The organism is Mesorhizobium loti (assembly GCA_014189435.1).
Taxonomy (GTDB): domain Bacteria; phylum Pseudomonadota; class Alphaproteobacteria; order Rhizobiales; family Rhizobiaceae; genus Mesorhizobium; species Mesorhizobium loti_G.
Map to the genome: position 1 here is coordinate 6,651,123 of CP050293.1, position 13,999 is coordinate 6,665,121.

The 13,999-nt window shown below is 64.8% G+C and carries 13 protein-coding genes; 12 read left to right on the top strand and 1 reads right to left on the bottom strand.

Annotated features, from left to right (window positions below; all coding sequences use genetic code 11):
• Positions 1-114: 114 nt before the first annotated feature.
• The 5 genes from obgE to HB777_31925 all read left to right on the top strand — a co-directional run bounded on the left by obgE (position 115) and on the right by HB777_31925 (position 5,802).
• Positions 115-1,146, top strand: coding sequence for a GTPase ObgE (gene obgE / locus HB777_31905; protein QND68096.1), 1,032 nt, complete (start codon positions 115-117; stop codon positions 1,144-1,146).
• Between the two features lie 4 nt (positions 1,147-1,150).
• Complete coding sequence (locus tag HB777_31910; protein ID QND68097.1) at positions 1,151-2,362, top strand: glutamate 5-kinase; 1,212 nt, start codon at positions 1,151-1,153, stop codon at positions 2,360-2,362.
• Positions 2,363-2,365: 3 nt separating this feature from the next.
• Positions 2,366-3,652: a glutamate-5-semialdehyde dehydrogenase gene (locus HB777_31915; protein QND68098.1), complete on the top strand. Its 1,287-nt coding sequence runs from the start codon at positions 2,366-2,368 to the stop codon at positions 3,650-3,652.
• Positions 3,653-3,816: 164 nt separating this feature from the next.
• Positions 3,817-4,404 (top strand): nicotinate-nucleotide adenylyltransferase, encoded by a 588-nt coding sequence (locus tag HB777_31920; GenBank protein ID QND68099.1) that lies wholly within the window; start codon positions 3,817-3,819, stop codon positions 4,402-4,404.
• A 105-nt stretch (positions 4,405-4,509) separates the two neighbouring features.
• The gene (locus HB777_31925) at positions 4,510-5,802 is read left to right on the top strand and encodes an MFS transporter (GenBank protein ID QND68100.1); all 1,293 of its coding nucleotides are present in this window, start codon (positions 4,510-4,512) and stop codon (positions 5,800-5,802) included.
• On the opposite strand, the gene HB777_31930 is transcribed toward HB777_31925, so the two are convergent.
• Positions 5,803-6,654, bottom strand: a complete 852-nt coding sequence (locus HB777_31930; GenBank protein QND68101.1) for a mechanosensitive ion channel — start codon at positions 6,652-6,654, stop codon at positions 5,803-5,805.
• A gap of 242 nt (positions 6,655-6,896) precedes the next feature.
• On the opposite strand from HB777_31930, the gene rsfS reads away from it, so the two are divergent.
• From rsfS to alr, 7 genes are all read left to right on the top strand, one after another.
• Entirely contained in the window at positions 6,897-7,274 is a 378-nt protein-coding gene (gene rsfS / locus HB777_31935; GenBank protein ID QND68102.1) for a ribosome silencing factor, read from the top strand.
• 56 nt (positions 7,275-7,330) lie between these two features.
• Entirely contained in the window at positions 7,331-7,813 is a 483-nt protein-coding gene (rlmH, locus tag HB777_31940) for a 23S rRNA (pseudouridine(1915)-N(3))-methyltransferase RlmH (GenBank protein ID QND68103.1), read from the top strand.
• Between the two features lie 183 nt (positions 7,814-7,996).
• Entirely contained in the window at positions 7,997-9,340 is a 1,344-nt protein-coding gene (locus HB777_31945; GenBank protein QND68104.1) for a murein hydrolase activator EnvC, read from the top strand.
• On the top strand, positions 9,341-10,672 hold the full coding sequence (locus HB777_31950) for a S41 family peptidase (protein ID QND68978.1): 1,332 nt from the start codon (positions 9,341-9,343) through the stop codon (positions 10,670-10,672).
• Between the two features lie 197 nt (positions 10,673-10,869).
• Positions 10,870-12,066, top strand: coding sequence for a divergent polysaccharide deacetylase family protein (locus HB777_31955; protein ID QND68105.1), 1,197 nt, complete (start codon positions 10,870-10,872; stop codon positions 12,064-12,066).
• 51 nt (positions 12,067-12,117) lie between these two features.
• Entirely contained in the window at positions 12,118-12,636 is a 519-nt protein-coding gene (locus HB777_31960) for an RNA pyrophosphohydrolase (protein ID QND68106.1), read from the top strand.
• Between the two features lie 78 nt (positions 12,637-12,714).
• Complete coding sequence (gene alr / locus HB777_31965) at positions 12,715-13,854, top strand: alanine racemase (protein QND68107.1); 1,140 nt, start codon at positions 12,715-12,717, stop codon at positions 13,852-13,854.
• Positions 13,855-13,999 lie beyond the last annotated feature (145 nt).

Consider the following 13,999-nt stretch of genomic DNA (forward strand, 5'->3'; position numbering starts at 1 on the left):
TCTCACGCGGCCATTGTCACAAAACGGCCTCGCCCTTCGCCGCGCCTTGGTTTAGAGCAAAGCCCAAGGTTTAGAGCAATGCCGCAAGGCCACTGGTAGAAACTGCAAAATCCCATGAAATTTCTCGATCAAGCCAAGGTCTACATACGCTCCGGTGACGGCGGCGCCGGTTCGGTGTCGTTCCGGCGTGAAAAATTCATCGAGTTCGGCGGGCCGGACGGCGGCGATGGCGGCCGTGGCGGCGATGTCTGGCTGGAGGCGGTCAACGGGCTGAACACGCTGATCGACTACCGCTACCAGCAGCATTTCAAGGCCAAGACCGGCGTCCACGGCATGGGCCGCAACATGACCGGCGCCAAGGGCGCCGACGTCACGCTGAAAGTGCCGGCGGGAACGCAGGTGTTCGAAGAAGACAACGAGACGCTGATCTGCGACCTGACCGTGGTCGGCCAGCGCTTCCTCCTGGCCAAGGGCGGCAATGGCGGTTTCGGCAACCAGCATTTCAAGACCTCGACCAACCAGGCGCCGCGCCGCGCCAACCCCGGCCTGCCGGGCGAAGAACTCAACATCTGGCTGCGGCTGAAGCTGATCGCCGATGCCGGGCTGGTCGGGCTGCCGAATGCCGGCAAGTCGACATTCCTGGCCGCCGTCACCGCGGCCAAGCCGAAGATCGCCGACTATCCGTTCACGACGCTGCATCCCGGCCTTGGCGTCGCCCGCATCGATGCGCGCGAATTCGTCATTGCCGACATTCCGGGTCTCATCGAAGGCGCGCATGAGGGCGTCGGCATCGGCGACCGCTTCCTTGGCCATGTCGAGCGCACGCGTGTGCTGCTGCATCTGGTTTCGGCGCAGGAGGAAAATCCGGGCAAGGCCTACAAGACCGTGCGCGCCGAACTCGAGGCCTATGGCAACGGCCTGACCGACAAGGTCGAGATCGTGGCGCTGTCCCAGGTCGACACGCTCGACGCCGAGGCGCGCAAGAAGAAGGTCGCCTTGCTGAAACGTGCCGCCGGCCGCGCGCCGATGCTGTTGTCGGCGGTCACCGGCGAAGGTGTCGAGGCGGTGCTGCGGGCGCTGATGTCTGTTGTGGCCGAGGCACGCGACAAGATCGCTGCGCCGGTCGAGACGCGCTGGGACAAATAGGACGATGCAGTCGCTGAAAAAATATCGGCGCATCACCGTCAAGATCGGCTCGGCGCTGCTCGTCGACCGCACGACGGGCCTGAAGCGCGACTGGCTGGCCTCGCTCGCCGACGACATTGCCGTGCTGGCCCAGGGCGGCGCTGAAATCCTCGTCGTGTCGTCCGGCGCCATCGCGCTTGGCCGCACCATCCTTGGCCTCGGCAAGCGTGCCTTGAAGCTCGAAGAGAGCCAGGCCGCGGCAGCCGTCGGGCAGATCGCCCTGGCCGGCGCCTGGTCGGATGCGCTCGGCAAGGGCAGCCTGAAGTCGGGCCAGATCCTGCTGACGCTCGGCGATACCGAGGAGCGCCGCCGTTATCTCAACGCGCGTGCGACGATTTCGACGCTGCTCAAGATGAAAGCGGTGCCGGTCATCAATGAGAACGACACGGTGGCGACGTCCGAAATCCGCTATGGCGACAATGACCGGCTGGCGGCGCGCGTCGCCACCATGATGGGCGCCGACCTTCTGGTGCTGCTTTCCGACATTGACGGGCTCTACACGGCGCCGCCGGCGCGCGACCCCAACGCCAAATTCATTCCGGTGGTCGATCGCATCACGCCCGACATCGAAGCGATGGCGGGTGCGGCCGCTTCCGAGCTGTCGCGCGGCGGCATGCGCACGAAGCTCGATGCCGGCAAGATCGCCACCGCCGCCGGTACCGCGATGATCATCACGTCAGGCACGCGGCTGTCGCCGTTGATGGCGATCGAACGCGGCGAGCGTGCCACCTTCTTCCGGCCGAGCGCCAACCCGGTCAAGGGCTACAAGACCTGGATCGCCGGCCAGCTCGAACCTGCCGGCCGGCTGACAGTCGATGCCGGCGCCATCGGCGCGCTGCTGTCGGGCAAGTCGCTGCTGCCGGCCGGCGTCAAGCTGGTCAGCGGCAATTTCTCGCGCGGCGACACGGTGGCGATCCTGTCGCCCGAGGGCCACGAGATCGCGCGCGGGCTGGTTGCCTATGATGCCGCCGATGCCGTAAGGATCGCAGGCCTGAAAACGGCCGAGATCGAAACCGTGCTCGGCTACGAGGCGCGCTCGGCGATGATCCACCGCGACGACCTTGTGGTGAGCCATTCCAGCGACCAAGTACGGGCCAGCGACCAAGTAGGGGCCAGCGACCAAGTAGGGGCGGGTGATCAATTAGGGATCGCTGACCAAATAACCAGCGGAGGATGAGCCATGCTGAAGCTGCATGAAAAATCCGGGGATGACACCGTAGCAACGATGGCCGATATCGGCCGCCGCGCCCGCGCTGCCGCCCGACCGCTGGCCATCGCCACAACCGCCGCCAAGAACGCCGCGCTCGTTGCCATGGCCGAGGCGATCGTTGCACGTCAGCAGGATATTCTCGACGCCAACGCCATCGATGTCTCGAATGGCCACGAATCCGGACTTTCCGCCTCCTTCATGGACCGTCTGAAGCTCGATCCGGCGCGCATTCGCGCTATGGCCGATGGTATCAGGGAGATCGCCGCGCTGCGCGATCCGGTCGGCGATGTCATCGCCGCATGGGACCGACCGAACGGCCTGCATATCGAGCGCGTCCGCACGCCGCTCGGCGTCGTCGGCGTCATCTATGAGAGCCGCCCGAACGTCACGGCGGATGCCGGCGCGCTGTGTCTCAAGGCCGGCAATCCGGTGATCCTGCGCGGCGGCTCGGATTCGCTCAATTCGTCGGCCGCCATCCATGCCTGCCTGGTCGAAGGGCTGAAGGAAGCCGGCCTGCCGCAAGACGCCATCCAGCTGGTGCCGACCACCGACCGCGCCGCCGTCGGGGAGATGCTGAAGGGCCTCGGCGGTACGCTCGATGTCATCATTCCGCGCGGCGGCAAAAGCCTCGTCGGGCGTGTGCAGAGCGAGGCGCGGGTGCCGGTCTTCGCGCATCTCGAAGGCATCTGCCATCTCTACATCGACCGCTCGGCCGATCTCGACATGGCGGTGCGGATTGCGGTCAACGCCAAGATGCGGCGCACCGGCGTCTGCGGTGCCGCCGAGACGCTGCTGGTCGACCGGGCGGTTGCCTCCACGCATCTGGTGCCGATCCTGGACGCCCTGCGCGCCGCCGGCTGCGAAATCCATGCCGATGCCGAGGTGCTAAAAGTGTTTTTCGACGCCAAGCCGGCGACCGATGCCGACTGGGTGACCGAATATCTCGATGCCATCATCGCAGTGAAACTGGTCGACGGCATCGGTGGCGCGATCGACCATATCGAGACGTTTTCCTCGCATCACACCGAGGCGATCGTTGCCGAGGATGCGCAAGCGGTCGAGCGGTTCTTCAACGAGATCGATTCGGCGATCCTGCTGCACAACGCCTCGACGCAGTTCGCCGATGGCGGCGAGTTCGGCATGGGCGCCGAGATCGGCATCGCCACCGGCAAGATGCACGCGCGCGGACCGGTTGGCGTCGAGCAACTGACTTCGTTCAAATACCGCGTGCGCGGGGCGGGACAGGTGAGGCCTTGAGCGCTGGTCTTACCCTCCCCCTTGTGGGGAGGGTGGCGAGCGCAGCGAGCCGGGTGGGGGGGACGACGCTGAATTCCACGATACCCCCACCCCGCTCCGCTTCGCGGATCGACCCTCCCCACAAGGGGGAGGGTAAGGAGGCTGTCCCCTCCCATTATCTGAAAATGCCGCACGCCGAAAAAGGCCTCGCCGTCGGTCTGTTCGGCGGCTCGTTCAATCCGCCGCATGCCGGCCATGCGCTGGTCGCCGAGATTGCGCTGCGCCGCCTGGCGCTCGACCAGCTGTGGTGGATGGTGACGCCGGGCAATCCGTTGAAGAGCACCAGGGAATTGGCGCCGCTCAGCGAGCGGCTGCAACTGTCCGAGCAGATCGCCAAGAACCCGAAGATCAAGGTCACCGCCTTCGAGGCGGCCCATCACGTCCGCTACACCGCCGATACGCTGGCGCTGGTCAAGGCGCGCAATCCCGGTGTCGACTTCGTCTGGATCATGGGCGCGGATAGTTTGCGCGACTTCCATCGCTGGCAGCGCTGGCGCGAGATCGTCATGACCTTCCCGATCGCCGTCATCGACCGCCCGGGCGCGACGCTGTCGTTCCTGTCCTCGGTCGTCGCCAAGACCTTCGACTATGCCCGCGTCGACGAGGGCGACGCGCCGCGACTGGCCCGGATGAAGGCGCCAGCCTGGACCTTCATCCACGGCCCGCGTTCGTCGCTGTCGTCGAGCGCGATCCGCAAGCTGGCAAAGGGATAGCATCCGCGCGGATTTCCCTTCTCCCACAAGAAGGGGAGAAGGCAAGACCGGCCATGTCGCTTTTATCGCTCCCTTTGCCTGTTTCATTGGCAATCCTGAGCAGGCATGTCGATTCCCAGGAAAAACCGCAGCGAAGCCGAGCAGGGCGCCGAGCCCACGCCGCTGATCGCGATTGCCAGCGTCATCGTGTCGATGGCGCTGATCGCCGTCGGCAACGGGCTGATGTTTGCCTATATCCCGGTGCGGCTCGGCGCCGAGGGTTTCGATCCGACGTGGGCCGGGCTGATCATCACCGGACTTTCGGCCGGCGGCCTCGCCGGCTGCATCCTGACCGGACCGCTGGTGCGAAGGGTTGGCCATGCCCGCGCCTTCATGGTGCTGTCGGCGCTGATCGCGCTGGCCAACGCCGCTGTCGGCGCCGGGGTCCATCCGCTGCTGTGGATCGCCGCCCGCGCACTCTACGGCTTTGCCATATGCGGCCTGTTCATCGTCGCGCAGAGCTGGCTCAACGATGCCGTTGCCAATGCCATCCGTGGCCGGGTGATGGCGTTCTTCTACGTTGCCTATGTCGCCGGTCTAGGCGTCGGCTACGCGACGCTGGCGCTGGTCGATATCAGGACGGCGGACGCGCCGCTGATCGGTATCGTCTTCACGGCGCTGTCGATCCTTCCCGTCGGGATGACGCGGCTGGCCCAGCCGCCGGCGCCGCAGGCGGCCTCGGTAGCGTTGCGCCGCGCCTGGCGGATTTCGCCGGTCGGGGTCGCCGGCATGCTGGCGGTCGGCGGCCTGTCGATGTCGATCGCCGGCTTCGCGCCGATCCACGCCACGGCCAAGGGCTACAGCCAGGCCGACGTGGCGCTGCTGCTTTCGGCGATGCCGGTCGGCACGCTGATCCTGCAGATCCCGCTCGGCTGGATTTCCGACCGCACCGACCGCCGCTATGTGCTGATCGCCGCATCCGCGCTCGCCATGGTCGCCGGCCTGTTCGCGCTCGGCTTCGACGGCGGCGCGCTGGCGGCGCTGGTGGTGATTTACATCGTTTGGGACGGCGCCTCGGAATCGATCTATTCGCTTTCCAGCGCGCATGCCTCCGACCGTGCCGGCAAGGAGGACATGGTGGCGCTGTCCAGCTCGCTTTTGTTTGCGTGGTCGCTTTCGGGCTTCATCGTGCCCGGCATCGTGACCGCGCTTTCGGCCGTCTTTGGCACGCAGGCGTTCATCTATGTGGCGATCCTCATTGCCGCGGCCTTCTGCCTGTTCGTGCTTCTGCGCGTGTTCACGACGCAGGCTGTCCCTGCCGGTGAAACCGGCAGTTTCGCGCCGATGACGGCGCAGGCGCCGCTGCCGGTGGAGCTTGCTTTCGCGCCGGACGAGCAGGATCGGCACAGGGGCAGCTGATTATTGCCGGCGGGCTTCCGGCGGCGGCGCTTCCGGTGGCGGCTGCGGGATCGATATGCCTTCCGAGTCGAATTCCTGCTTGGCGCGCTTGGTGAGGTCGGTCTGGGTGGCGAAGAAGTCCGCCGACGATGTCCAGTAGCGCAAGGCAATCGAAACCGTGCTTTCACCTAGTGTGGCCACGAATGCGATCGGCGCCGGCTCGCGCTTCACCCGCCGCTCTGCGGTGGCAATGGCAAGCAAGGCCTTCTGGGCGCGGTCGATGTCGTTCCAGGAACCGATGCTGAGCGTGATGTCGCTGCGGCGCACGCCGTTGCGCGAGAAGTTGCGCACCGGCTGGTTCCACAGCGTCGAATTGGGCGCCAGGATGTAGGTTCCGTCGGCGCTCCTGAGACTGGTCGCGAACAGGCCGATCTCCTCGATCGAGCCGGCAATCGAACCGACCTCGACGGACTCGCCGATGCGGAACGGCCGCAGCGCCAGAAGCATGATCCCGGCGGCGATGTTCTGCAGCGTGCCTTGCAGCGCCAGGCCGATGGCAAGGCCGATGGCACCGATTGCGGCAATGATCGACGCCGTCTGTACGCCGAATTGGCCGAGCACCATGATGGTGACGAGGAGCAGGATGGCGTAGCGGACGATCTTGGAGAAGAAATGCCGCAAAGTTGCATCGAAACCATGGATATGGCCGAGGCCGGCGAAGATGGAACGTTCGGCAAGGCCGGCGATGATGCAGCCGACAACCAAAAGGATAACGGCACCGATGGCCGAGAAGGCGTAGGAAACGATCAGCGTGCTTAGCTGCGCGAGGCCGGCCTGGACGGTGAGAAGGGCGTTTTGAGGGTCGATCGGCATGACAGGATTCCGGTTGGTCGGTGAGCCGATAACCCATGCGGGCGGCGAGGGTTCCGATCTTTTCCAGCGTGCGGCGGAACCACAGGATCGAGAATACGTTCGTGCGAGGCAGGGTCCCGTCTTGAAACTGTCAGGGAACTCTGCCTATCTAAGTGGTGTCACCTGCTTTTGAGGGTGATTTGGTTGTTCTTGCTGCGAAAGGAAATACACTGAGAACAGCACTGCGGAAGAAGGCCGATATCATGCCTTCGCCGGCCAGGATCAGCGTAGACGACGCCGTGTCCCGCGCCATCAAGACAGTCCTTGCCAGTCTGGAAGACTCCAAGGCCGAAAATATTGTCTCAATCGACATCCAGGGGAAATCGAGCCTCGGCGATTACATGGTCGTCGCTTCGGGCCGATCGCACCGTCATGTTGCGGCTGTCGCCGATCATCTTCTCAAAGCGATCAAGGATGCCGGTCTCGGCACCGCGCGCGTTGAGGGATTGGCAGGCGCCGACTGGGTCCTGATCGATTCGGGCGACATCATCGTCCATGTCTTCCGCCCTGAAGTCCGCGAATTCTACAATCTTGAAAAGATGTGGCAGGCGCCGGATCTCGAGGAAGAGACCCTCCACTAAGCCGCCTTTGTTTTGATGCATGTCATCACATGCATTAGCGGCTTATAGGGGCGAGGATGAAGATATCAGTTCATGCCGTGGGCCGGATGAAAGCCGGCCCCGAGAAGCTGCTCGCCGACCGTTATTTCGAGCGCTTCGCCAAGAGTGGCCCGGCGGTGGGGCTTGAATTTGCCGGCATTGCCGAGATCGCCGAGGGGCGCGGCCAGACCGCAAACGAGCGGCGGCGTGAGGAAGGCCAGAAGCTGCAGACGCAGTTGCAGCCCGGCACCGCGCTGATCCTGCTGGACGAACGTGGCAAAAGCTTTTCCTCGGAAGATTTCGCCGGGCGCCTCGGCCTGTTGCGTGACGGTGGCCGCAAGGCGCTGGTCATCGCCATCGGCGGCGCCGACGGCCACGATCAGTCGCTGCGCGACCAGGCCGACCTGGTGATGTCGTTCGGATTGCTGACCTGGCCGCACCAGCTGGTGCGCGTGATGCTGGGTGAGCAGCTTTATCGGGTGGCCACCATCCTTTCGGGACATCCCTACCATCGATCTTAAACCGGTGAATTGGCGCGACCTGCCCGGATTTCCGCCCCAATGCCGCGCCAGATTGGACCTTTGGTCTTATGCATGTCGTTTTCCCAAAACCGGGACCACTTTTGGGCGACATGTATTCGGGAACGGGCCTTTCAAACATGGTTGATGGTTCGTTAACGAAGCCGCGGATAGAGTCGACGCCGGATGTCTGAAGGCTGGAAATCGAGAACGGGCTCATGGCGCGCGCGCTGCGGCATCGCGGCGGCGGTGCTTGTCCTGTCGCTGCATGCGGGGCGGGCCGAAAACACGCTCGACATGGCTCCCGATCCGGACCAGAGCCGGGCCGAATACGAACGGGTCTCGAAGGAGATCACGCTGTCGTCGGAACGGTTGGCCAAGCTCTCCGCCGATATCGCGACGATCAAGAAGGATCACGCCTCGATCACCGCCGCCCTGATCCAGTCGGCAATGACCGAGCAGAAACTCGGCCAGGACATCGAGGACATCGGTGCCAAGCTGGAAGGGCTGAAGGGCCAGGAACAGAAGATACGCGCCTCGTTGATGGCGCGGCGTGACGTTCTGGCCGAAGTGCTGGGCGCGCTGCAGCGCATGGGGCTGAACCCGCCGCCGGCGATCCTGGTCAAGCCGGAGGACGCGCTGTCGTCGGTGCGCAGCGCCATCCTGCTTGGCGCGGTGGTGCCGGAACTGCGTGAGCAGACCGATAGCCTGCTCGCCGATCTCAAGGAGCAGTCTCGGGTCACGGCCTCGATCGAGGCTGAAAGGGCGCGGCTGACGGCGGCGGTCGGCGACCAGACGGCGGAAAAGAAGCGCCTCGGCATGCTGCTGGAGGCCAAGCAGAAGCTCGAAGCCGACACGCAAACGCAAATGGCCGCTGAAAAGCAGCGATCCGAGACGCTGGCGGCCAGGGCCGGCAGCCTGAAAGAGCTGATCGCGTCGCTCGAAGCCGACAAGAGCCGCAAGGCGGCGGACGCGGCCAAGGCTGCCGAGCAAAAGGCGGCGGATGGCGACAAGACGGCAGCGCCAGCCGAGGCCCCCGCGGAATTGGCGTCCCTACCCGTGCCGGAAGGCAACCAACTTGCCGCCGCGGCGCCTTTTTCGGCGCTGCAGGGACAGATCGCGCTACCGGTGACCGGCCGCATCAAGCGGCGATTCGGCGCCGATGACGGTAACGGCGCGGTGATGCTTGGCGACATGGTTGCGACACAATCGGGAGCCATCGTCACCGCGCCGGCGGATGGGAATGTGCTTTATGCGGGGCCGTTTCGCTCTTATGGTCAACTCTTGATCCTTAACGCAGGCGACGGCTATCATGTCGTTTTGGCGGGGATGAGCAGAATCAGCGTCGCGACCGGTCAGTCAGTGCTCGCAGGAGAGCCGATCGGCGCGATGGGAGAGGCCCGGGTGGCGAGCACCTCGGTTTCGAAGAATGGAAATGCCACGCCGGAACTCTATGTCGAGTTCCGCAAGGATGGAAAACCCGTCGATCCGGCCCCATGGTGGGCGGACCGTTTTTCTGGAAGGACGTGAATAATGCGGAAACTGTCGCTTCTGTTTGCCGGTGCGCTGATGGGCGCGTCCGCCATGAGCCTTGTCTATGGCACACCCGGCTCGGCGGCGAACGCTGCAGGGTCGGAGACCTATAAGCAACTGGCGATTTTCGGCGATATCTTCGAGCGGGTGCGGGCACAGTATGTGACACCGCCCGACGACAAGTCGCTGGTCGAGAACGCCATCAACGGCATGCTTGCCTCGCTTGACCCGCACTCCTCCTACATGAACGCCGAGCAGGCCCAGGACATGCGCGTCCAGACCAAGGGCGAGTTCGGCGGCCTCGGTATCGAGGTCACCATGGAGAACGACCTGGTCAAGGTGATCACGCCGATCGACGACACGCCGGCCGCCAAGGCAGGTGTGCTGGCCGGCGACTATATCGCCAAGATCGATGGCGAAGAGGTTCGCGGCCTGACCCTCAACGACGCCGTCGAGAAGATGCGCGGCCTGGTCAATACGCCGATCAAGCTCACCATCCTGCGCCAGGGCGCCGACAAGCCGATCGAACTGACGGTCGTGCGCGACATCATCAAGGTCAAGGCGGTCAAGTTCCGGGTCGAGAACGACATCGGCTACATGAAGATCACCTCCTTCACCGAAAAGACCTATGACGACCTCGAGAACGCGATCGACACCATCAAGAAGCAGGTGCCGGACGACAAGCTCAAGGGCTACGTACTGGATCTCCGCCTCAATCCGGGTGGTCTGCTCGACCAGGCTGTGAGCGTGTCCGATGCCTTCCTCAACCGCGGCGAGATCGTCTCGACGCGCGGCCGTGATCCCAAGGATGTCACCCGCTTCGACGCCAAGCCCAAGCAGGTTGACGACATCAATGGCAAGCCGATGATCGTTCTGGTCAATGGCGGTTCGGCCAGTGCGTCGGAAATCGTCGCCGGCGCGCTGCAGGATCTGCGCCGTGTCACGGTGGTCGGCACGCAGTCCTTCGGCAAGGGTTCGGTGCAGACCATCATTCCGCTCGGCGAGAATGGTGCGCTGCGGCTGACGACGGCGCTCTATTACACGCCGTCCGGCAAGTCGATCCAGGGCAAGGGCATCACGCCCGACATCAAGGTCGACCAGCCGCTGCCGCCGGAACTGCAGGGCAGGGACCTGACGCGCGGCGAATCCGACCTCAAGGGCCATATCAAGGGTGCCGACGAGAGCTCGACCGGTTCGGGGTCGGCGGCCTATGTGCCGCCGGATCCGAAGGACGATCTGCAGCTCATCTATGCAGAGCAGCTGCTGCGCGGCCAGAAGACCGATCCGTCCTTCCCGCCCAATCCGCAAAAGGCCGTTCTCAACCAGTAAGGTTGCGACCGACAACAGGTCTGGCCGCCTGATGGAAGCAATGCGATGCTGCCGGGACCGAAAGGTTCCGGCAGTTTGATTCTGGGGGCAAGGCGAAGCCCTCAAACACGGCGCCAGGGGTGCGCCAGGATTGATGAATTCGCGCATGTCTTTTCGAAGCGGTTTCGTCTTCGAAGCCATGCGCCCGGGGAATAGGCTTGGCTGATATCGGTAAGGACATCGAACGCCCGCTCGGACAGGCTGTCCGGCCGCCGCGCGTCGCCGGCAAGGTCAGCGGCGGTGCGATCATGGCGACCGCGGTCGTGTTGGCGGTGGCCGGCGTCTCCGGCGCGATCGCGCTCCGGGAAAAGCCGTTTCGAAAGCCGCAAGAGGTTGCCGTTTCAACGCCGAAAGTGACGGCGGCGGCCGAGCCTGCCGCCGCGCCGTCCGCTTTGGCCCCGGTGGCGGCGTCGAAGCCGGAGGCTCCGGCCAACGGGACACCGACAAAGTCGGGTGGGCCACAGATCATCCATGTGCAGACGGAAGAGGGCGATGGCCCGCCCAGGTCGGCGATCGTCATTCGCGACCCGTCGACCATCGGCCAGAACCTGAAGATCGCGCATATTCCAGACAAGGCGCTGATCGAGGCCAGCGACACCGGACCTTTGCCCGTGCGCGCCGCCGATGGCAGGCGGCCGTTCGACGTCTATGCGCGGCCGTGGTCCGGGTCGCGAGGCGCCCGCGTGGCGATCGTCATCGGTGGGCTTGCCGTGTCGCAGACCGGCACCCAGGCGGCCATCGCCAAGTTGCCGGCGGAAGTCACGCTGGCCTTCGCGCCGCAAGGCAACAGCATCGGCCGCTGGATGCAGGCTGCCAGGCAAAGCGGACACGAGGTCGTCATGCAGGTGCCGCTCGAGCCGTTCGACTACCCAAACGTCAACCCCGGCCGCAACACGCTGACGGTGGCGGCGAGCGCGGACGAGAATTTGAAGAACCTGCACTGGGCGCTGTCGCGGACGACGAACTATACCGGCGTCATGAACTATATGGGCGCCCGCTTTTCCGCCGATGCGGCGGCGATGGAGCCGTTCATGGCCGAGCTCGGCAAACGCGGCCTCGCCTATGTCGATGACGGCTCGTCGGCACGCAGCCTGGCGCCGGACCTGGCGCTGAAGGACGGGGTGCCCTTTGTCTCCGGCGATACGGCGATCGATGCCGTGCAGGATCGCGGCGAAATCCTGAAGAAGCTCGACAGCCTGGAGGCGACCGCGCGCGCCAAAGGCTCTGCCGTCGGCATCGGCTCGGCCTTCGACCTGACGGTCGACACGGTCACGTCCTGGGTGGCCGAGGCCAAGAAGCGCGGCATCGAGATCGTGCCGATTTCAGCCGTGGCCATCGATCCGCAAAAAGGCTAGCGATCTGCTGGTCGCAACGAACTCCCAAGAACGGCCGGAAAGAAACGTCAGATGGCTAAAAAGACAGTTGATCGCGAAACGCTGCCTTATCGTCCCTGTGTCGGGCTGATGATCCTCAACGCCGATGGCCTGGTCTGGGTCGGGCATCGCATCGCCGAACCGGACAGCGAATTCGCCGGCACGACGCAGCTTTGGCAGATGCCGCAAGGCGGCATCGACGAGGGCGAGAAGCCGTTGCAGGCGGCCGAGCGCGAGCTCTATGAGGAAACCGGCATGCGCGGCGTCTCGCTGTTGGCCGAAGCGCCCAACTGGATCAACTATGATTTGCCGGACCACCTCGTCGGCATCGCCTTCAAGGGGCGGTATCGCGGCCAGACGCAGAAATGGTTCGCCTTTCGCTTCCACGGCGATGTCAGCGAGATCCAGATCAATCCGCCGCCGGGCGGCCACACCGCCGAGTTCGACAAATGGGCATGGCGGCCTATGCAGGATCTGCCCGACCTGGTCGTGCCGTTCAAGCGCCATGTCTATGAGGACGTGGTGGCGGCGTTCCGGAATCTGGTGCAATAGCCACGATACAACAACCGCGGTTGCCGCGCCGGCCCGGCAGTCCTATTGATGTCTCTATCCACCATGCGAAGGGTCGCCATGAACGACGCCCCCAAAAGCTCGCTGCCCGAAGAGGTCACCGCCACAAGCGAAGTGGCGGCTGGGGCTATCCTCACCATCGATCTCGATGCGATCCGTGAGAACTACCGGCGGCTGAAAGCGCGGTTGGGCGATGTTCGCTGCGCCGGCGTGCTCAAGGCGGACGGCTACGGCGTTGGCGCCAGCCAGGTCGCGGCGGCACTGCTGCACGAAGGCTGCGACATTTTCTTTGTCGCGCTTCTGGGCGAAGGCGTCGCCTTGCGCCGCTCGATCGGGCCGGGTCCTGCCATTTTCGTGTTGAACGGCATTCCACCCGGCGCCGAGCCGGACGCCGTGGCGGCGGACCTTTGCGCTGTCATCAACAGCGTGGGGCAATTGGCGGCCTGGCGTGCGGCGGCTCGCCGCGCCGGCCGAAAACTGCCGGCCGCGGTCCAGGTCGACAGCGGTATGTCGCGGCTTGGCATGGCGCCGACCGAAGTCGAGGCCGTGGCGGAGGATATCAGCGCCTTCGACGGTATCGACGTCAGATATGTGATGAGCCACCTGGCCTGCGCCGACGAGCCGGAGCATCCGGCCAATGAGCGGCAACGACTGGCGTTCGAGCGGCTGCGCAAGATGTTGCCGGAGGCGCCGGCCTCACTCACCAATTCGTCCGGTATCTTTCTCGGGGCGCGCTTTCACTACGGTCTCGCCCGGCCCGGCGCCGCCCTCTACGGTATCAATCCGACGCCGGACAAGCCCAATCCGATGCTGCCCGTCGTGCGGCTGCAGGCAAAAGTGGCGCAGACGCGCAGCGTCGAAAAAGGCGCCGGCGTTGGCTATGGCCACACCTATCATGCGCAAGGCCCGCTCAGCCTGGCGACGATTTCGTTCGGCTACGCGGATGGTTGGCAACGCCGCGCCACGTCGGCTGCCTGGTTCGAGGGCGTGCGCCTGCCTTTCCTCGGGCGGGTGTCGATGGATTCGATCATTCTCGACATTTCCGCGCTGCCGCCCGGCAAGCTCCGCGAGGGGGATCTCGTCGAACTCCTCGGTCCCTCGCAAAGCGTCGATGACGCTGCCGGCCATGCCGGCACCATCGGCTACGAGATCCTGACCAGCCTCGGCCCGCGCTTTCATCGGCGCTATGTCGGCGGTTGAGCGGTTTGGCCGCGCTTGACAAGCGGACGCCTGTCGGCAAGGCTCCGGACATGAGCAACCTCGCTTACATCAGAACCTTGTTCAGGGTTTGCCCGATCGCGGGATCGTAGCCCCGGCGCGGTCGCCTTTTGGCGTCCGTCCGAAC